The organism is Lacticaseibacillus mingshuiensis (assembly GCF_016861785.1).
Lineage (GTDB): Bacteria > Bacillota > Bacilli > Lactobacillales > Lactobacillaceae > Lacticaseibacillus > Lacticaseibacillus mingshuiensis.
Genome location: NZ_BOLS01000005.1, coordinates 84,466 through 105,061, shown reverse-complemented (window position 1 = coordinate 105,061; position 20,596 = coordinate 84,466). Strand labels below are relative to the sequence as shown.

Sequence of the window (20,596 nt, the reverse complement as noted above, 5' to 3'; positions counted from 1 at the left end):
GTGTGCCGCAAACAGGGCTGTGGACCAAATGTGTTACTTGCTGGTGATCATGGCGACTTTATCGCCCACATCGACTTTGCCATCCTGGAAGTCCTGGATGTTATCGACGTGATCCATGTTGGTGACCACGGTGATGATCGTGGTGTCATGGCCAGCCGCTTTCACAGCCGCTAGATCCATCATGGCAACTTGCTGGCCGGCAGTGACATGCTGGCCTTCCTTCATCTCAATGGTGAAGGGCGCTCCCTTCATTTCAACGGTATCAAGACCCATGTGGACCATCACTTCAAATCCGGTCTCGGTCGTCATCATGAAGGCATGCTTGGTATCTTGGATATTCGCGATCGTCCCAGTGACTGGGGCGACGATCGTTTCCATGGTTGGATCGATGGCATACCCATCACCGACCATCTTGGTAGAAAAAACAGAGTCATTGACTTGATCGAGGTGCTTTAATTGACCAGCAGCAGTTGCAACAAATTGACTGGCACCCGCAACGACTGGTGCTTCAACAGGCTCGTCTGCGCCAACAGGGGCGTCTGCAACAACGCCGTCTGCGGTCAGCAGGTTGCCCATTTCATCCTTGGCAACCATCGCGGACTTCGGCACACCGAAGAAGTACGTGGCGATGAACCCGCCAACATAGGCTGCGAGCAGGCCAAGAACATAACCAAACCAACGATTTTGATAGATCAACGGAATAAGCGCGATACCAGATGGGCCGATGGTGATCGACCCGATGTTCCCGATGCCGCCAATAACGGCACCGCCGATCCCACCACCGATACATGCGGTGATGAACGGCCGGCCAAGTGGCAGGGAAACACCATAGATCAACGGTTCGCCAACGCCGAGAATCCCGACAGGCAACGCCCCTTTGATCATGTTTGTCAGTTGCTTATTCTTACGGCAACGGATCCACAGTGCGATCGCCGCGCCGACCTGGCCGCCGCCAGCCATCGCCAAGATCGGCAGAAGCGGCGTATTGTGCAGCTTGGCGATCATGGACAGGTGAATTGGCGTCAGAATCTGGTGCAGACCCAACATCACCATCGGCAGGAAGACCAAGCCGAGGATGAAGCCGGAGAAGGCACCACCGACGTTCAAGATCCAGTTGATGCCGCCGACCAAGGAGTTGGAGAGCCAACCCGCAGCAGGCATGACCAGGAAGATGGTGAACACACCCATGATGAGCAATGTCAAAAATGGCGTGAAAATAATGTCAACAGAATCCGGAATATGCTTGTGGAAGAATTTTTCAACATAAGACAGGATCCAAACGGAGAACAGGACCCCGATGATCCCACCGGAACCAGCCGTCAGAGCCTGGCCGGTGAAAATGTTGGTGATGGTGGTCGCAGCGGTGCCGGCGACGACGCCAGGCAACAGCACGAGGCCACCCATGATCCCGCCGAGGCCTTCAGTTGCGCCGAATTCCTTGGCGGCGTTGATGCCAACGTAGATGTTCAGATAGGTGAACAGTCCACCGTTGATAACTTTAAGGACCAGGATGAATTGCGCCCAACCGCCGCCGAGCGTCCCAACGGTCATTAAGTTGCTCAAGATCCCTGCGATACCAGAAATCAACCCGGCGCCAACAAAGGCTGGAATCAGTGGAATGAAAATGCCGGAAATATGCTTCAATGCAGCACGCCACCAGGTCTGCTTTTGCGCAGCCTTATGTGCGGCGTGGACTTCAGCGGCCTTTGCTTCAACGGCCGCCTTGCCTGACTGATAGTCCGTCGCAGCCGAGGCCATGGCGCCACCAGCGGCTGTTGGGAACGGCTCGCCGAGGCCAACGCCAACTTGGGCGACCATGTCAGCGGCGACCTTGTTTACAACACCAGGGCCGACGATGACTTGGTAGGTATCCTCGTTGGCAACACCCAGCACACCAGGCACCTTTTTCAGGCCCTCGGTATCCGCTTTGGAATCATCTTTCAAGGTGATCCGTACGCGGGTCATACAGTGAATCACTTTTTGCACGTTGTCAGGGCCGCCAATGTGATCATAGATCTCTTTGGCAAGAACCTGATATTTGTCTTCAGCCATTACTTTTCACCCTCCTTGGAAATTGCTTTCGCAATAAAGCCATTGCCTGCTTTCAAGCGCGCCTGTGCGTCGGCTTTTGGCAGGTTCGTCAAGGTCATGACGATCGCGAGTTTGACGTCGTGATCTGCTGCCTCAAACATCGCCGCCGCGGTGTCGGCATCGCAGTCGGTAGCTTCCTGAATGATGCGTTTACTGCGCTCGACCAATTTTTCATTTGTCGGCCGCACATCGACCATCAAGTTGCCATAAGCCTTACCAATGCCCACCATAGCGCCGGTGGACAACATATTCAAGACCATTTTTTGAGCTGTACCAGCTTTGAGTCGTGTGGAGCCCGTCAAGACTTCGGGGCCGACTGGGACTTCGATCGCCAGGGCGGCATGCGCCGAGATCACGCTGTCCTTGTTGCAGGACAAGGCGATGGTCGCGGCCCCAACTGTTTTGGCGTAATCCAGCCCACCGACCACATAAGGCGTCCGGCCGCTGGCAGCGATGCCGACCACGGTGTCATTGTCGGTGAGGTTGGCATTTTTCAGATCGTCGGCGCCGAGTTGCACATTATCTTCCGCCCCTTCAACGGCGACGGTCATTGCGGACATGCCGCCTGCAATCAGCCCCTGCACCATTTCTGGCTCGGTGCCAAAGGTCGGCACGCATTCGGCCGCGTCCAGAACGCCCAGCCGCCCACTGGTGCCAGCACCCATGTAAAACAGGCGGCCGCCGCGATTGAACCGCGCGGTGATCGTCTCGATCGCCTGCTCGATCTGTGGCAAGGCCTTGGCAACGCTGACGGCGACAGTCTGGTCCTCGGCGTTCATGGTCGTGGCAAACTCATGGACACTCATGGTATCCAGGTGCATTGTTTTTTGATTACGCGTTTCCGTTGTAAGTTCTGACAGATTCAAAATGACAACATCCTCTCTTTTACTTCGGTGCTGGCACAAGCGTCAGTGCCTGCCCGCCGCCGATAAAATCAAGCAGTGGGCGATCCGGTTCGATGACGCGTCCAAGCACGTTGACCGCCTCATCAGCCGGCAGATCACAGGTCGTTAGTTGGACCTCGCCGGCATAACGCCCGTATGCCGTGTTATCCACGGTCAGGGTGCCCAGCGGCCGAGACTGCATCGTGCTTGGCGCCGGTCGATCCAGCGGCAAGGCGAAGCGACTCTCCTCGATCCGGATCACATCACGTGCGGCGTCTGGCCGGTTGTGCCAAGTCTGCGCCAACGTCTCCGGCAACCCCGCCACTCGCAGGGTGACGGTCCCGTCTTGTTGATTTGCGGCGATGGCCCGCAAACTAGCCTCACTGAGTGCATTATCACCGACATAGATGAGATCCGTCCCCAGCGTCTGCAGGTCCAACATTGCGGCCAGTGGCGCCCAGTTGCGATGATCTTCAAGCGTCGGCAGGCCTTTGAATAGTGGCCCACGCAACACCCCATCACCCGGGATAAAGGCTTGCGTCTTCAACCCATGGCGATGAAACAGCCGATTTTTCGCGACAAACCAATCACGAGCCAAGCCAGTTTCGGGACGCGGATAAAAATTATGCCATGCTTCAATATGAGAAAAGTCCGCGCCGGCCTCGGCCAGCTGGTTCAGATCCGGCTCATCAAGCGTGCTTGCGTTCAGCGCCACCGGCATTGCCCGCGAGAGCCGGGCAATGGTCGGCAGATCGACCCCAAAATCCAAGCGCAACGCCGTGACCCCAGCGGCCAAGATCGACTCTGGTCGGGCAAGGTCCCACCCAAGCTTGGCGACAAAATCCGCTGAGATATCGGCGGTCAGCGTCTGCTTGGTCTCTTGGCACCAGGTTGCCAGTTGACGAAGCCGTGGCAGTAAGGCCGCGGCGTCATCTTCCGGGATGTGCAGCGAGGTGAAGACCCCGCTAAACCCGGCCTGGGCGAGTTGCTTGAGTTCCTGGTGATCCCGTTCAGTGAGTGGTTCGGTCAAATAAATGGAAGATCCGATCATCAAAAGCCCCCTTTGCGCCGCCGCTGTGTCGGACGGTGTAAGCACTTTCACCAACGGCACTAGAATAGCACGTTAGAAATTAAGTTTCAAGGGTTATAGATAATTTATGAAATATAATTTCTGTTGTAGTACACAGTGACAGGCAACATGTGTCATCGAAAAATCGACACAAAAAGCGGCCACCCGGTTGTTTTGCGGGTGGCCGCTGTTGGTCCTGCGGTTATATCGTTGAGGTTGCACCAGTCATGCGGCGTTCAATAACCGGGCTGGCTCAACCTCAGTCATTTTTCTTGAGAACATGGTGAAGCTGCTGTTTGTAGTCATCCAGCTGCTCTCGAGAATCGCGGACGAGTCGACTCGCCTGCTCATAGTTTTGGCTGACATAGCTGTAATAGACGATGTCGACCATCATAAATTGGGCGTGCAGCGACTGGGTAGCCGCGAACCGAATCGCCCCTTCCCGTGGTTGGCTGGTCTGAAGCGCGATGCTGCCAGCTTTGGTCAACGAATTTTGGCCAACCCGGCTCATGGTGATCACGGTGGCCCCATTTTCCTTGGCCAGGGACGCGACCAGAACCGCCTCGGGGGTCTCACCAGAATTTGAAACGACCCAGAAGACTTTTTTCGTCGCCATTTCCCCACTTGTCAGGGGCAAGAGTTCATGCACATCACTGCTGGCCAGCGTTGGAATGCCCAGTCGTGCCCATTTTTGTGAAATATCCAGCGCGGCTAAATAAGAGGCGCCCACGCCAAAACAGACGACCTGGGAGGCGTTTTTCAGTGCGGCGACCGCGTCTTGAAGGGGCGCTTCCTGCATCTGGTCGACCGTTTCTTCGAGCGAATTCTTGGCATTGGTGAGAAGCTTGAACTTGATCGAGTCGATCGGCTCGTTGGGGTAGATCTGATCGTCCGTCTGCGCCGCCAGCGCCCGGCTGTGGTCAGAGGACAATTGCAGTTTCAACTCACGATAACCCGGGAAATTAAGACTGCGCGCCAGCCGCGAGATCGTGGCCGGGCTCGTTTCCGCCGCCTCGGCCAGCGCATGCACGCTCATGGAGATCACGTCATCGGGGTGCGCGAGAATGTATGTCGCCACCCGCATCTCGGCGCTTGAAAGATGTGCCTTTGCACCTTCGATATTGCCCTGAACTGTCATGCCGACACGCCTCCCTGTTAATAACTTCTATCATAATCGTTGGGGCGAATGGAAGCAAAAAGAAACAGGCCGCGGGTTGCTTTGGCCTGTTTCCCAGTGAAAATTGCACCGCTCCCGCTCATGTCACGCGGGTCAGCCCACATTTAAGATCCACATGAACCCGACAAAAACAAAGAACAACGCGTACATGATCGGCGAAACTTCCTTGCCACGCTTGGCGGCGATCATGGTGATCGGATAAACGATGAAGCCCAGCGCGATGCCATCCGAGATGCTGTAAGTCAGTGGCATCCCGATCAAGATCAGGAAGGACGGAATCGCGATCTCCAATTGATCCCAGTTGATCTGGCGAAGCGATTGCGCCATCAGCACCCCAACAATGATCAGGGCCGGCGCGGTGACTTGCATGGAAACGACTGCCAGCAGTGGCGAGAAGAATAGGCCAAACAGGAACAACACGCCGGTCGTCACGGCGGTCAACCCGGAGCGCCCGCCGACTGCGATCCCGGCGGAAGATTCAACATAGGCGCCAACCGGCGATGTCCCGAGCAACGAACCCACCAGCATCGCCGTGGAATCGGAGGCAAGCGCCTTACCGACACGCGGCATCTTATTGTCTTTCATGAAGCCAGCCTGATTGGCCAACCCGACCAATGTGCCGGCCGTGTCGAAAAATGTGACCAGCAGGAATGTCAATACCACCACTGCCAGCTGCAAGGTGTTGATGTCCCCGACGTGTTTGAGTGCGACCAAAAAAGTCGGCTTGAGGCTCGGGGCGGCGGAGACTATGGCAGTCGGCATTGCGATCAATTTTGTCGCAAGCCCCAAGATCGTGGTCAGCACCATCCCGACGAAGATCGCGCCAGGCACCTTGCGCACCATCAAGATGGCGGTGACGATCAACCCGAAGATCGTCAGCCAGGTAGTCGGCTCGGACAATGAGCCAAGGCCGATCATCGTGGACTTGTTCGCCACGATCAATCCACCATCAGACAGGCCCAGGAAGGCAATGAACAGCCCGATACCACCAGAGATCGCGTATTTAAGATCAGAAGGAATCGCGTCGATGATCAGCTCGCGCAGTTTGAAGATCGTGATGACAATAAAGATCAACGAGGCGATGAATACCCCGGCCAAGGCCGTCTGCCAAGGGACCTTCATACCGATCACAACGGAATAGGCAAAAAATGCATTGATGCCCAGCGCAGGCGCCGTCGCGATCGGATACTTCGCAAGGATGCCCATCAGCAAACAGCCCAGGGCACTCGCCAAGGCAGTCGCCGTGAACACCGCGCCCTTATCCATATTCGCCGCGCCCAACACGGACGGATTCACGAACAGAATGTACGCCATCGAAATAAAGGTGGTGAAGCCGGCAAGCACTTCACGCTTCCAGGTCGTGCCCAGTTTATCAAACTCAAAGTAAGTCGAGATCTTATTCAGCATATGATTTCCCTCCAAAACCCGAACGTTTTCCGAATGATAGCCGAAACGAACGACAATCATCTTATCCTGTTCCGAAAGATAAATCAAATAATTTTCGCATATTCGTTAAAACCCGAACGATTTTTCAGTAATCGTGAAGGAACCGGCCGCCATATTCACTGTGACGACCGGTTCCTGGGCATTTCTTCAACTGAAAAGCGGCTTGCTGAGGTAAAGGACCAAAGCATCATCATTGCGGCAACTCGCTTCTTGAGGCAGCGGTCGGTCTTGATACCACACACCCGAGCCATCCGGCACATAGCCGCGCCGGACGTACAGTCGCTGAGCTGGGCCATACCCCGCATGCAACCCGACCCCCAGGCTGATCACCGTGGCGCCAGCGGTTCGCGCCACGTTTTCCGCAGCGTCGAGCAGTGCCGTGCCGATGCCCTGCTGACGAAAAGCGGCGAACACATTGAAGTCCGTCACCTCGGGCAGCTGACCGGCAAATGGCCCATGGGCAGCACGGGGCACCAAGGTGAGGTAGCCTGCAACGACCCCGTTTTGCTCGGCCACGAAGACTTGGCGACGCCCTGCCTGCTGATCTTGCCAATAAGACTGCAAAACCGCAGTGCGCGGCGGCCAATTTTGGGCTCGAAAGCCCGCATCGATCGCCGCAACATCTGCGGCCTGCATCAAACGTATTTGCGTCATGAAAATTAGTCGCCGATACGACGAATCATGACATTGTTGGTGCTGCCCGCTTCGTAAAGCGGCAAGCCAGCGACAACAACGACAACATCGCCTTCTGCGGCAGAACCGTTCTCGATGAGCTTCTTTTCAGCTTCTTGGGTCAGCGCTTCAAGCGTTGCGCCGTTCTTCTCGATCACGATCGGGGTCACGTTCCAGGACAGGAACAGGGATTCCGCAGTGCGTTCGTCGTAGGTCACCGCGATGATCGGGGCCAGCGGCTTGAAGCGGCTGATCTGACGTGCGGTGTAACCACTGGAAGTCAGGGTGATGATCGCCTTGGCGTTCACGCGCTCTGCAGCGGTGACAGCAGCGATCGCGGTGGTCGTGGTGATCGAGCCAGAGGTCTTCAGTTCTTCAAGGACTGGGGAGTGACTCGGGCGCATACGATCGGCACGTTCGTCGATAACAGCCATCGTGTGAACAGACTGGATCGGGTAGTCCCCGTTAGCGGATTCGCCGGACAGCATGGTCGCATCGGTGCCCTGCAAAACAGCAAAGGCCACGTCAGTTACTTCAGCACGGGTCGGGCGCGGGTTCTCCTGCATGGAATCAAGCATCTGGGTCGCGGTGATGACCGGCTTACCCATCAGGTTGGCCAAATGAATGAGGTCCTGCTCAACGGCAACGACTTCTTCATAAGGAATCTCGACACCCATGTCGCCACGAGCAACCATCACACCGTCAGCGGCTTCGATGATGGCCTTGGCATTGTCGATACCTTCTTGGCTTTCGATCTTTGGGATGATCATGACATCTTCAGCGTCTTCTTCTTTGAGCAGACGACGAAGATCCTGGACATCGGAGACTTTACGCACGAACGAAGCGGAGATGTAGTTGATCCCCTGCTTGATCCCAAAACGGATATCGTCCTTGTCTTTTTCGGTGATCCCCTTCAACTGCAGGGTCACGCCAGGGGCATTGACACCCTTCTTGGAGCCGAGTTCAGCTGGGTTTTGCACCTCAACGGTCAATTCGCGCTTCTTTTCGTCCTTGCTGATGATCTTGGTGTCCAGGATCCCATCATCGAACAGCACATGGCCGCCAACCGACACGTCGTCGTACAGGTTCGCGTAGCTGACATCAACAACGTCCTTGGTGTTATCAAGGCCGGTGTTCATGGTCAGGGTGATCTTGTCGCCGGTCTCGTATTCGAAAACAGCGTCGTCGGTGTTTTCGCCAGAGCGAATCTCGGCGCCCTTGGTATCAAGCATCAGACCGACTTTTTTGCCGGTATCCTTCATTGCCTGCTTGGCCAAGTTGATCCGGCCGAGATGTTCAGGATGATCGCCGTGTGAGAAGTTGAACCGGAAAATGTTGGCACCAGCATTGATCAGTGCCGTGATCGTTTCCAGATTGTTCGAAGCTGGACCCAGCGTCGAAACGATCTTCGTTTTGCGCATAATTATTGCCCTCCATATGTTGTCCGCAGACGCCGTCGCCTGCTTGTCCGTGATTGCCATCACAATTAGCATTGTAGAGAAATCATGGCGAAAATACAATATCGACGCACCACAATCCGGCCGGGCGGGACAAAACAGGTCCCCCGGGCAGCCCCACCCATAAATTTCAGTTCACCCGGTGGTCTATCGAGCCAATCATGATTGGTGGCAGCGATGATTTTTCCAGATCAGGCCGCGGCCAGCGGTGCCAGTTTCTACTATATAAAATGGGTTCCTTTGGGACATCGGCTGGTCCTCGCGCAAGATTGCGATTCAAATAATCTTGACACAAATATTAGCGATAATTTACAATGTAAATAACAAAACACTAAAGACATCGGTTGGGCGTACGCTTCAAGACTTGTCTTCCTGGGGAGGAAGACTCGGTTGAACGTACGCTTTTTTTGTTTCCCGATAAGGAGGCTTCCAATGAAAGACAGTTTTCGCGCCCACAAACAGGATGTGCTCGACGCGCTGCAAAGTGATCGCACCCATGGGCTGACCCCGGATGAGGCCCAGCGCCGTCTCACCCAATATGGCCCCAACGCCTTGGCCGAGGCCCCGCGCCTGCCGCGCTGGCGCCAATTTTTGAACACCTTGAAAGAGCCGCTGGTCATCATTTTATTTGTGGCGGTCTTGCTGGCCTGGGCCAGTGCCGCCTATGACGTGTTCGTGATCGGCGACGTCAGCCACGCCAGCGCCGCGATCTATGAAAGCATTGCGATCTTGCTGCTGATCGGCGTCAACTCCGGCCTGTCGTTTTGGCAAGCGGAAAAATCCGAGAAGTCTCTGGCCGCCCTGAAGACCATGGCCGACCACCATGCAAACGTGTTGCGGGACGGTGAATGGCAGACTGTCCCGGCGGAATCTCTTGTCCCTGGTGACATTGTCTCCGTCAAGACCGGCGATTTCATCGAGGCGGATGTCCGCTGGCTTCATGTCGCGGAACTGCAGGTGAATGAGGCGCATCTGACCGGGGAAGCGGAGCCTGTGCGCAAACAGACCCACGCGCTGGACGAAGACGCGCAGCTCGGCGATCGCACCAACATGGGTTATTCCGGGGCGATGGTCACCCACGGCAACGGCCTTGGCCTGGTCGTGGCCACCGGCATGGACACCGAGCTCGGCAAGATCGCCACCCTGCTCACCCAGGTCAAAACTAAGAAGACCCCGATCGAGCTGACAATCAATGCCTTGACCAAGAAGTTGATGCTCGTGGCCATGGCGATCGTCGCCTTCACGCTTGGGTTGGAACTGTTCAAGGCCTACCAGGCGACCGGCGCGTTGTCCTTTGCGGCGATCGCCGAGAGCCTGTCCACCGCGATCGCACTGGCCGTTGCCGCGATTCCAGATGCCCTGCCAGCCGTCTTGTCGATCGTGCTCACGATCGGGGCGACGATGCTGGCGAAAAACAATGGCTTGATCAAGTCATTGAACAGCGTGGAAACATTGGGTGCCACCAGTTACATCGCCTCGGACAAGACCGGCACGCTGACGAAAAATCAGATGACGGTCACCCGCTTTTTTGCCAATGGCGCCCGCTATCAAGTGGAAGGCGACGGCTATGAACCCGTCGGCGAGATCATCGCCGATGACGACGCCGACACCCCTGGTTTTTCCCGCTTCATGCTCGCCAGCGTCCTCAACAACGAGGCGGCGATCGAGCAGGATGAAAATGGCCGCAGTCAGCCCTTCGGCAATCCGACCGATGTGGCGTTAGTCGTCATGGGCCACAAGACAGGCGTCGACCGCGACACCGTCCTGGATAAAAATAATGCCCTGGATATCGATCTCGTCCGTGTTCTGCCATTCGACAGCGAACGCAAAATGATGAGCGTGGTGATCAAGGACAAGGATCACTATCAGGTCCTGACCAAAGGCGCGCCGGATGTCCTGCTCGAAAAGACGGATCTGATTCAAGACCACGATCACCTCCTGCCCGTCGCAGAAGGTCGCGCCAAGGTCGATGACGTCGTGCTGACTTTTGCCGAGGACGCCCTGCGCACGATCGCCGTGTCGCTGCGGGACATCGACGAACGGCTGGCGAAACACGGATCCGCCGCCGAGCTCGAACAGCACCTTACCCTTTTGGGCATCGCAGGCATCATCGACCCACCGCGCCCCGAGGTAAAGACCAGCGTCGCCGAACTGCACCAGGCCGGCGTTCAAGTCGTGATGATCACCGGGGACCACGCCGCGACCGCCCGCGCGATCGCCTTGCGCTTGGGTATCGTAGCGGACCCGAACGCTCAGGTCGTCGAAGGTAAAACGCTCGAGGGAATGGACGATCAGGCCCTGTTCAACATCGTGCCGCAAGTCCGGGTCTATGCGCGCGTGTCGCCGGAGCATAAGCAGCGCATCGTCCATGCGCTGCAAAAACACGGTGAGGTCGTCGCAATGACCGGCGATGGCATCAACGACGCGCCTGCGCTGCGGGCCGCCGATATCGGCATCGCTATGGGCATCAACGGCACCGAAGTTACCAAGGATGCCGCCGATCTGATCTTGCTAGATGACAAGTTCACGACGATCGAAAATTCCGTCAAAGCCGGCCGGACCATTTTTGGCAACATCAAGAACTTCATGCGCCACGAATTGACCACCAACGTAGCTGAAGTGCTGGCCCTGCTGTTCGGCGTGATTCTGATGACGCATCCGATCGGCAACGTGCCCGCCACCGCGCCGACCTTGACGGCGCTCATGGTGTTGTGGGTGAACATGGTGTCGGATGCCCTGCCGAGTTTCGCCTTGGGTTATGACGTTCCAGAAGCCGACCTAATGAAGCTGCCGCCGCGAAATGTAAAGGCACCGATTCTGTCGGGCATGCTGGGCCGCATTTTCCTCCGCGGCATCGTGATGGGTGGCCTCGTCTATGTCGCCTTCATCTGGGCCGCTAGCAATGGCATGAGCGTCGCAGAAGCGCAAACGCTCGGCTTCTTGACCCTGGTGTTCGGCCAGCTGTGGCATGTGTTCGATGCGCGCTCGACGCGGACCCTGTTCCGCCGCAACCCATTTTCGAACCCACGCCTGCTGATGGCCGTGGCATTTGCCGCGGTCGCTTCATTGCTGGTCACCGTGATGCCATTTTTCAACACCGTGATCGGTACGGCCCCGCTAACCACTCCGCTTTATCTGGCCGTGGTCTTCCTGCCAGCCATTCCGACCTTCGTCTTGTCTGGGCTCAAGGAACTGTACTGGCGCATTCGCCCAAGCAAGGCGCCGCAAAGCGTCCCACAGATCAAGCCGGCAAAAGAGGTCTGAGTCTTGCCCCATATGCCTACCAAAAGTCCTTCCGCGTGAAGGGCTTTTTTGCTGGCCAAGTTGGCGGTATCCTATCACTGGAGGTGCAATATGGACACACTCGCACAGATCACCGACGCCATCATGGCCGACCCCGCCAATCAGGCCTTCACCGCGCGCGGCGACCGCCCGCTATTTTCGATCTCGCCTGACGCGGAGCTCCTGTTGATCAGCCAGGCGCCCAGCCGCTTAGCCCAATCCAGCATGACCTTTTGGAACGACCCCAGCGGCGACCGCTTGCGGACATGGCTGGGTGTCTCCCGCGAGACCTTTTACAACTCAGGAAAATTGGCCGTCCTGCCACTGGATTTTTATTTCCCGGGAAAAGGCAAGTCCGGCGACCTGCCACCGCGCAAGGGTTTTGCGGAAAAATGGCATGCGCCGTTGCTTGCGTTGATGCCAAAAGTCCGACTGTCACTACTCATCGGCGCCTATGCGCAAAATTATTACCTGGGGGCGCGGCGGCAGCGGACCCTCACAGAAACGGTCCGGCATTATCAGGATTACCTGCCGCAGTATTTTCCGCTGGTGCACCCCTCGCCCTTGAATTATCGCTGGATGCGGACCAATCCGTGGTTTGAAAGCGACGTGGTGCCGGCCCTTCAGACCCAAGTCGCAGCGATTCTAGACTAAAAAAACGGAGAGACGACGCGCAGCATAACTGCGTGCATCTCTCCGTTTTGATTTACTTGCCTAACCTCAACGAGATTCCTGAAGCTGCTTGGTCGCTTTCTCGTACTTGGCCAGCTGCCGGTTGGCCCACTGGTAGCGCGCCACTGTCGCCTGGAACGTGTAATCCGCCAGCGGCCGTTTGCCCGTCCATGGATAAAATTCCAGCACAAACAATTGCTCTTTGATCATGTCTTCGACTTGCTGAACGATCATCACGTGCTGCGTCTCAAATGCCCGTTTTGCCGCCGCAAATGAGGTCTTTTGGTTGGCCTCCCAAACGGCCCGATTGAAGCGCGGGACGGTCTGCCAGTTGAACGGTTTCGGGAAAAAGCCTTGCTGCTCATCAGCAAAATTCGCCTTAGTCCAATCCAGGTAACACTTTTGCCAAGCAGCCAGCCGCGCCAACACGTCACGCATGTTCGTCCCGTGCCCCTCAGTGGACAGCACCGTCCGCTTGCCTTCGTATGGCAATTCCGCTAGTAACGCCTCAAACCGATCGTACTCGGTCCGTACCGCGTAAAGCAGATCCTGTCTTGTTTGTGGTCTCATCATGCTCACACCCCTCCACATCCAAATTTTTGGGAAACCTAAAAACTACCTTCCGCTGTCTATTTTCGTTCAACACTTGTCTCTTTTCAAGGGGGCGTCATTTCCAGATCGCCGCAAGCATTACGGGCAGAGGCGGTTTGGCCGGTCAATGTCATTTTTTTGCGGACGTTGCAAAATTATTCCGGGTCTCGGACAATCAGGCCCCACGCATACAGAAAAAGGAAATTATTAAATTTTCCGTAAGCGCTCACAATACCGATATAACAGTGATTCCACGCAAATTGAAACCGTTGACAAAAAGTAAGCATCTGACTATACTGATCTCGTTAACTCGATTGCAGGTGTGAGCCTTGCAAACTCACTGAACTCCTGTCCAATTCCTTCGGTGGTCCTGCCGGCGTTGTCCGGTTGCCGAACGATCGTAGCTTTCCCTTGAGTCTCATGGGGCCTGTCTCACCAGCGCGCCGGCACGTGTCTGGCGATTCGGGTATAAGCGTTAACAACGGATGCCATTTTCATCTGGTGTTCAAAATGGGTCGGATGGAGCACCGTGTGTGCGTGCAGTGGAGTAACGAACACACGGTACATAGGGCGCGGCGCCCATCCCCGCGCAGACAGCGGCACGTTCGTAACTGAAAAAGTTAAAATGGGGCCTCTCGAGGCCTCTTTAGTGTGTCTTGAGACGCCAACTGACGATTTTTGCCGGTTGGCGTTTTTTTTGCGCAAAAAAAACTGGGACCATTTTGCCCCAGCTCTTTGCGTACGCTCATTAGGCTTCGTAGTCTGGCGTCACATCGCCAAGTTCCTCGCCATTGGTCTTGATCACATTGCGATACCAATAGAAGGAATCTTTCTTGCTTCGCTCAAGGCTGCCTTCTCCGGCGTCGTTTTTGTCGACGTAGATCATGCCGTAGCGTTTGTCCATCTGACCAGTACCGGCGGAAACAAGATCGATGAAGCCCCATGGCGTGTAGCCCATCAGATCAACGCCATCGACTTCCACTGCAAGTTTCATCTGCTCGATGTGCTTTTTCAGATAATCGATGCGGTATGGGTCGTGCACATGGCCGGCCGCGTCTGGCGTGTCGATCGCACCCAGCCCGTTTTCGACGATGAACATCGGCTTGTCATAGCGCTCCGCAAACCAGTTCAGTGCCACGCGCAGGCCGATCGGGTCGATCTCCCAGCCCCAATCCGAGCGCTCAAGCTTGTCGTTGGCCACGCCCTTTGTGTGCAGCGGATCGACATAGCTGACCGGCTCATTTTCACTGGCCTTGACGACATGCGAGGCATAGTAGGAAAAACCGATGTAGTCGACGGTGCCTTCCTTCAAGACGTCGAGGTCTTCCAGCGTGATATCCAAGTTGAAGTGATCCTTTTGATACTGGACCAGCCAGCTCGGGTACTTGCCCTTGACCTGCACATCGGCGAACCAGTAGTTGCGCTGCATCTCGCGCATCGCCTTCAACGCATCCTTGGGGTCGGTCGTGGCCGGATAGGTTGGGCCCATGGCGACCATGCAGCCGATCTGGTTGGTTGGGTCGATCTCATGGCCGATCTGAACCGCCAGCGCACTCGCGACGACTTCATAATGCCCCGCCTGATACATCACCTCGGCGGCATCTTCGTCAGGCCGCACAAGAATACCCGAATTGGTGAACAGCGCGAATTTGTTCAAGCCGGTCTGGTTGTTGATCTCGTTGAAGGTCATCCAGTAGTGGACCTTGCCCTTGAAGCGCTTGAACACCGTGGTCGCATAACGCACGTAAAAATCGATCAGCTTGCGGCTGCGCCAACCGCCATATGTTTTCACCAGGTGGTACGGCATCTCGAAGTGAGACAGCGTGATCACCGGCTCGATGCCGTATTTATGGAGCTCGTCGAACAGGTCATCGTAGAACTGCAGCCCCGCTTCGTTCGGCTCAGTCTCGTCGCCATTGGGAAAAATGCGCGTCCAGGCGATCGAGGTGCGGAAGCAATTAAGGCCAAGGTCCGCGAACAGTTTCACATCATCCTTATACCGGTGGTAAAAATCGATCGCCTCGTGGTTGGGATAGTTTTTCCCCGCCACGATGCCGTCTGTGATCTCACGCTCAACACCGTTTGCGCCGGCCGCCATCACATCCGCGACAGACAGGCCCTTGCCGCCATCTTGAAAGCCACCTTCGAGTTGGTTCGCGGCAACCGCGCCGCCCCAGAGAAAATCTTTGCGTAATCCAGCCAAATTCTCAGCTCCTTTGTCGTTTGTCTTTATGATACCGTTTTCTTATGGGAAAACAAAGTCGCACCTCGTCCAACTGCCCGGCTGCAGACACAAAAAAACACGCCCTGCATGACGTTGTGCGAGGCGTGATCTTTTGCTCATGGGGGGAGCAGTGGTGAGGCAAAAAAGTGAATCAGTCGCGGCGTTTCTTGCCGCCGACCATCAGCAGTGCGCTCAGTGAGGCCAAAAGCAGGCCCACATACCCGATGCCAGTGGCGGTTTCATCCCCTGTCTTCGGTAAGACGTTATTGGCTGCCTTTGCTACCGGGCGTGGCGTCGCTTTAGGCGCAGCCGGCGTTTCCGGCTTCTGCGGCGTTTCCGGCGTAGGTACCTTCTTTGGTGCAGAATCTTTCGTGTAGACGACCTTAAAGACTTGATCCGCGGCGTCGGCAGTCATATGGGCGATCGCCTCGATACGATTCTGAGACGCGGTATAACCCGCCAGCTGCGGACTATTTTTCGCATCAAACGTGTCGTCGCCGTCTTGGGCCACCCACGCGGTGAAGGTGACCTCACCCGTGACCAGATCGACCGTGCCTTCACGTGTGAAGGTCACCGTGTCGCGGCTTGGCTTGGCGGCCTCGCGCCCATCGGCATACACGTAGGTCACGGTCTCCGTGATCGTCTTGACCAGCTGATCCTTGCTCGAGTCAGCCGGCCATTTCGGACCAGTCGGATTCGTCGGGTCGACCGGCGTGCCAGGCTTACCCGGGGCAGTCGGCGTGATGTGCTTCGTCGCATGCGTCAGATGGACCGTGTACACATTCGCGCCCGCTGCGGAAAAGCGGATCACACCGTCTGCCGGCAGATCGTTGGCCGTGATCGTGTAGCCTGCGTTGGCATAGCCCTTCAGCAGGGCGGCTGCCGGGTAGTTCACAGACGTATCCGTTTGTCCCTTGAGCTGATCCACGCGCAGTGTTTTGCCTGTGGTGTCATCAATATAGGTCACAGTCCCCGCCTGCTCGTCGGCGTGGTACGTGACCGTCACATCTGCATGAAGGGCGCTCGGGTCGGCCGCCTGTTGCGCAACCGTCTTTTTATCGGCGGTGTAGCCCGCGACCAGCGGACTGTCCTGCTTGGCAAAATTCGCAGTTGAAACTGGCTGCCAAGCGTTGTATTTGATGACGTCGCCGGTGACCTTATCGATCAGAGCCGAACGCTTGAAAGACACGCGCTGGGTCACATTTGGCCGCATCGTGCTTTGATCGCGACCATTGATGTAATGAATGGTCCGCGTGACATCCCGGGTCAACCCGTCGACGCCTGTTGTGACAGTTTCAGTGCCATGCGTCAGGTGAATCTGGACGTCATCGTTGCCAGGCGTGAAAGTGATCTCGCCGGTCGTCTTGTTGCCCGGGACGAGTTCATAACCTTTCGGAAGCTTGTTTGTCACATTGTAGGACTTGGTTTCATCCGTCTTACCGGTGACCGATGTGGCGTCACCGACCTGTTTGCCGGTGACATCATCGATGAAGGTGATCGTGGCTTGATCGTCTTTCGCGGTGTACGTCACCGTTGCTTCTTGCGATTTGCCATCTGTGATCGTCGGACCATCAACAGCGGCCTTATCGTAGTTGTAGCCAGGAACGTCGGGGGTCTTCACATCTTTGAAGGCGACCGGTGTGTAAGTCGTTTTATGCGTGACCTGGTCGGTATCCGATGTTGTGGTGCCGCGTTGAATGTTGTCCTTTGGGGTATTCTTGCCGCCGTTCTGGTAATGGACCGTGAAGTTGACTGAGATGTCTTCTTTGATCACGTGTTTGTGCTTCAGGTGGATCTTCACATCATCGTTGCCCGGCGTGAAGGTGATCGTTCCGGTGGTCTTGCTGCCTGGGACGAGTTCGTAGCCGGCCGGGACATCATTGGTCACATCAAATGGCTTGGATTCGTCTGTGTGGCCTTCAACAGTTGTTTCTTGCCCAACTTGTTTGCCATTGGCGTCGTCATCGACGAAAGTGACTTTTGCCGAGTCTTCTTTGGCGTTATAGTGGACCGTCACCTTTTGAGACCGACCATCTGTGATTGTAGGCCCCTCGACAGACGGCGTTTTTGTGGTGTAGCCAGGAACGGTCGGCGTTGGAACATCATTGAACTCAACCGGCGTATACGTGCTCTTTTTGGTGACAAGATCCGTATCCTTCGTTGTAGTGCCGCGCTGAACATTGTCCTTTGGGGTATTCTTCCCAGCGCCATCATAGTTGACTGTGAAATCTACCGGGACATCTTTTGTGATCTCGTGCTTATGCTTCAGGTGGATCTTCACATCATCATTGCCCGGCGTGAAGGTGATCGTTCCGGTGGTCTTGTTGTCTGGGACGAGTTCGTAGCCGGCTGGGACTGTCACATTGAAGTTCTTGGATTCACCCGTCTTACCTTTGATGATTGTTGCTTCACCAACCTGGTCACCGTTTGAATCGTCATCGACGAAGGTGATCTTTGCCGAGTCATCGTCAGCGGTATATTTGACCGTCACCATTTTAGACTGACCATCAGTGATTGTTGGACCATCAACAGACGGCGTTTTTGTGGTGTAGCCGGGAACGGTCGGCGTTGGAACATCCTTGAACTCAACTGGCGTATACGTGCTCTTTTTGGTGACAAGATCCGTATCCTTCGTTGTGGTGCCGTGCTGAACATTAGCCGATGGGGTGTTCTTCCCGGCACCTTCATAGTTGACCGTAAAATCTACCGGGACATCTTTTGTAATCTCATGCTTATGCTGCAGGTGGATCTGGACATCATCATTGCCCGGCGTGAAGGTGATCGTGCCGGTGGTCTTGTTGTCTGGGACTAATTCGTAGCCGTCTGGGATATCCTTGGTCACATCAAATGGCTTGGATTCGTCAGTGTGGCCGTCAACAGTTGTGACCTTACCAACTTGTTTGCCATTGGCGTCGTCATCGACGAAGGTGATCTTAGCCGAGTCTTGGCTAGCGGTATAGTGGACCGTCACCGTTTTAGACTGACCATCAGTGATTGTTGGGCCATCGACAACATCATCGTCGGGATCGTAGCCGGGTACGGTCGGCGTTGGAACATCCTTGAATTCGACCGGCGTATACGTGCTCTTTTTGGTGACAAGATCAGTGTCCTTCGTTGTGGTGCCGTGCTGAACATTGTCCTTTGGGGTATTCTTCCCAGCGCCATCATAGTTGACTGTGAAATCTACCGGGACATCTTTTGTGATCTCGTGCTTGTGCTTCAGGTGAATCTGTACATCATCATCACCAGGTGTGAAGGTAATGTTACCTTCCAGGTCGCCTTCAACGAGTTCGTACCCGTCTGGCACCTTTTCCGTCACATCATAGTCAACCGTCGCGTCAGGTTTACCCGAAACAATTGTGGTGTCCCCAACAGTCTTATTACCATCATCGACGTCTACAAAAGTGATCTTAGCGGTATCATCAGCGACGTATGTGACGGTCACTGTTTGCGACTTGCCATCTGTGATTGTTGGACCATCAACAACGCTGATCTCAGTAGAATAGCCAGGAATTTGCGGGACATCCACTGGGTCGAAAGTAACCTTACCGTATGTCACTAGGCCGGTACCTTCGTCGGTAGTTTTCTCCGTCTCTTTTGACTGAACGATATCGTCCGGGGTATCATCGCCAGCACCTTCAAAATGGACTGTGAAGTTGACTTCCGTGTCCTCAGTAATAATTGGCGGCTTCACATCGCCGATACCGTTGCTGGCAATACCACCGGAAAAGCTGTTATTGTAATCAACCACAGCATTTGGTGCGAGTATCTTTCCGTCTACGGTAGTCGTCAGATCAACGTTCGTAAAGTCAGGTAAGTTCCAAACAAGCGATTTAGGATCTTGCGAACTATTACCGGTACCTAGACTATACTTACCGCTACCAGTCACATCATATACGACTGTATCGTTGTCACTAAATCCTTCCGCCTGTAAAGTGTTAAAACCCTGCTTTCCATAGAGATGGACAACATAGACACTTTGACCATCATCATCGGTCCGTTTAGTGATACCGCTCTCCGGATCTGAAGCCAAACTGTCTGCATTTGCTTTTGTGAATTGCCCATTAGTGGTGTAAAACGAATCACTGGCTAATGAATGATAAAAGGCAGAGATATTCTTGATGGCCTGCTGCATGATCCAACCTGTCATAGTTGGTTGCGTACCAATCAGGCTCGCACCAGTCAGGTCTTCTTGAACCCCACCGTTGGCGAAAGAGGCTAATCCAGAAATAGGGTCTGTCGGCTCGACACTATTCCCACCATCTACATGATCAGCCGTTAATTTGCCTTGAGCGATTGCCACTGATGCATGTGTTGTCGCCCATCCCGGAAACTTCACATCTCCAACCGAAATATACTGATAGCTATTCAGCCAAGCGCGCATCCAATTGGCTGTGGCGGCAGTGCCGTACTGGTCAGTAAAAGCCTTGAAGTCTGTATTGCTACCAATGGTCTTTGCATTGGCAATAAAGTCCGCTACGGTGTCATTCGGCTGCAGTGCTGCCAGACGCAAAACAGACTTTGGCTTCGCCTGGGCCGACTGCTGGACCGACTGCTTAGCCGGTTGCTTGGTAGCCACAGGGGCAACAGTCTTCTTGGACGTTGCATCTGCCGCATTGTCGACTTGTTTCGCACTAGCCGAACCAGCCACTACGAAAGACGATGCCTTAGCATCAACCTTTTCCGCCTTAACAGTCGTCGCCTTCTGAATCACAGAACTGCGCGTCGCTGGCTGCGGTGCTGATGTCGCGTCGGCCGCTTTGACCACAGCAACGCTACTCGTAAGGCCAAGCACGACGGCCCCACCGATCAAAAGTTGATTGACCCACAGCTTACCGGACTTGTATAAACGATAGTGGCCCTTGGCAGTCGAATCAGATAACTGCCTAAACAGTTTGGTACGCTTATCCTTCATCAAAATAAATCATTCCCCCAAATCTATTTGTAACAATTTACACTAAACCCATTTAGCACTTATACACGAGTTGGGGAACTTTAACAAGCATAATCAGATATTTAAATAAAATGCGA

At 55.1% G+C, this 20,596-nt stretch carries 12 protein-coding genes and 1 other annotated feature; of the genes, 2 read left to right on the top strand and 10 right to left on the bottom strand.

All coding sequences use genetic code 11. From position 1 onward, the window contains the following. Positions 1–33: 33 nt before the first annotated feature. The 7 genes from JUE67_RS04510 to pyk form a co-directional block, all read right to left on the bottom strand. A complete protein-coding gene (locus JUE67_RS04510; RefSeq protein ID WP_203626742.1) occupies positions 34–2,052 on the bottom strand; it encodes a glucose PTS transporter subunit IIA in 2,019 nt (672 codons plus the stop codon). Then, positions 2,052–2,960, bottom strand: coding sequence for an N-acetylmuramic acid 6-phosphate etherase (gene murQ, locus JUE67_RS04505; protein ID WP_263974052.1), 909 nt, complete (start codon positions 2,958–2,960; stop codon positions 2,052–2,054). Before murQ ends, JUE67_RS04510 begins: the two co-directional genes overlap by 1 nt. 16 nt (positions 2,961–2,976) lie before the next feature. Beyond that, positions 2,977–4,026 (bottom strand): DUF871 domain-containing protein, encoded by a 1,050-nt coding sequence (locus tag JUE67_RS04500; protein ID WP_203626744.1) that lies wholly within the window; start codon positions 4,024–4,026, stop codon positions 2,977–2,979. Positions 4,027–4,303: 277 nt separating this feature from the next. Beyond that, entirely contained in the window at positions 4,304–5,182 is an 879-nt protein-coding gene (locus tag JUE67_RS04495) for a MurR/RpiR family transcriptional regulator (RefSeq protein WP_203626745.1), read from the bottom strand. A 132-nt stretch (positions 5,183–5,314) separates the two neighbouring features. Beyond that, positions 5,315–6,628 carry an NCS2 family permease gene (locus tag JUE67_RS04490; protein ID WP_203626746.1) on the bottom strand — a complete coding sequence of 438 codons (1,314 nt, stop codon included), beginning with the start codon at positions 6,626–6,628 and terminating at the stop codon, positions 5,315–5,317. Between the two features lie 186 nt (positions 6,629–6,814). Beyond that, positions 6,815–7,321: a GNAT family N-acetyltransferase gene (locus JUE67_RS04485; protein ID WP_203626747.1), complete on the bottom strand. Its 507-nt coding sequence runs from the start codon at positions 7,319–7,321 to the stop codon at positions 6,815–6,817. A 5-nt stretch (positions 7,322–7,326) separates the two neighbouring features. After that, entirely contained in the window at positions 7,327–8,760 is a 1,434-nt protein-coding gene (gene pyk, locus JUE67_RS04480; protein WP_203626748.1) for a pyruvate kinase, read from the bottom strand. Positions 8,761–9,138: 378 nt separating this feature from the next. Continuing rightward, positions 9,139–9,182 (top strand) — a sequence feature (sodium ion sensor (DUF1646 type); this cis-regulatory element may regulate processes involved in with the transportation of sodium ions). Positions 9,183–9,228: 46 nt separating this feature from the next. On the opposite strand from pyk, the gene JUE67_RS04475 reads away from it, so the two are divergent. Continuing rightward, on the top strand, positions 9,229–12,060 hold the full coding sequence (locus JUE67_RS04475) for a cation-translocating P-type ATPase (RefSeq protein WP_203636987.1): 2,832 nt from the start codon (positions 9,229–9,231) through the stop codon (positions 12,058–12,060). Between the two features lie 90 nt (positions 12,061–12,150). After that, positions 12,151–12,732, top strand: a complete 582-nt coding sequence (locus JUE67_RS04470; protein ID WP_203626750.1) for a uracil-DNA glycosylase family protein — start codon at positions 12,151–12,153, stop codon at positions 12,730–12,732. A 66-nt stretch (positions 12,733–12,798) separates the two neighbouring features. Here JUE67_RS04470 and JUE67_RS04465 read toward each other — a convergent pair whose 3' ends face one another. From JUE67_RS04465 to JUE67_RS04455, 3 genes are all read right to left on the bottom strand, one after another. Next, positions 12,799–13,323 (bottom strand): ClbS/DfsB family four-helix bundle protein, encoded by a 525-nt coding sequence (locus JUE67_RS04465; RefSeq protein WP_203626751.1) that lies wholly within the window; start codon positions 13,321–13,323, stop codon positions 12,799–12,801. A 766-nt stretch (positions 13,324–14,089) separates the two neighbouring features. Then, the gene (locus JUE67_RS04460; RefSeq protein ID WP_203626752.1) at positions 14,090–15,544 is read right to left on the bottom strand and encodes a 6-phospho-beta-glucosidase; all 1,455 of its coding nucleotides are present in this window, start codon (positions 15,542–15,544) and stop codon (positions 14,090–14,092) included. Positions 15,545–15,716: 172 nt separating this feature from the next. Next, positions 15,717–20,480, bottom strand: a complete 4,764-nt coding sequence (locus JUE67_RS04455; RefSeq protein WP_203626753.1) for a mucin-binding protein — start codon at positions 20,478–20,480, stop codon at positions 15,717–15,719. Between the last annotated feature and the right edge of the window lie 116 nt (positions 20,481–20,596).

What these genes read in the sequence shown, in the direction of transcription:
- JUE67_RS04500 (WP_203626744.1), bottom strand. Translation starts at nt 4,026, where the DNA reads ATGATCGGATCTTCCATTTATTTGACCGAACCACTCACTGAACGGGAT.
- JUE67_RS04475 (WP_203636987.1), top strand. Translation starts at nt 9,229, where the DNA reads ATGAAAGACAGTTTTCGCGCCCACAAACAGGATGTGCTCGACGCGCTG.
- JUE67_RS04455 (WP_203626753.1), bottom strand. Translation starts at nt 20,480, where the DNA reads ATGAAGGATAAGCGTACCAAACTGTTTAGGCAGTTATCTGATTCGACT.
- pyk (WP_203626748.1), bottom strand. Translation starts at nt 8,760, where the DNA reads ATGCGCAAAACGAAGATCGTTTCGACGCTGGGTCCAGCTTCGAACAAT.
- JUE67_RS04470 (WP_203626750.1), top strand. Translation starts at nt 12,151, where the DNA reads ATGGACACACTCGCACAGATCACCGACGCCATCATGGCCGACCCCGCC.
- JUE67_RS04490 (WP_203626746.1), bottom strand. Translation starts at nt 6,628, where the DNA reads ATGCTGAATAAGATCTCGACTTACTTTGAGTTTGATAAACTGGGCACG.
- JUE67_RS04510 (WP_203626742.1), bottom strand. Translation starts at nt 2,052, where the DNA reads ATGGCTGAAGACAAATATCAGGTTCTTGCCAAAGAGATCTATGATCAC.
- JUE67_RS04485 (WP_203626747.1), bottom strand. Translation starts at nt 7,321, where the DNA reads ATGACGCAAATACGTTTGATGCAGGCCGCAGATGTTGCGGCGATCGAT.
- JUE67_RS04495 (WP_203626745.1), bottom strand. Translation starts at nt 5,182, where the DNA reads ATGACAGTTCAGGGCAATATCGAAGGTGCAAAGGCACATCTTTCAAGC.
- JUE67_RS04465 (WP_203626751.1), bottom strand. Translation starts at nt 13,323, where the DNA reads ATGATGAGACCACAAACAAGACAGGATCTGCTTTACGCGGTACGGACC.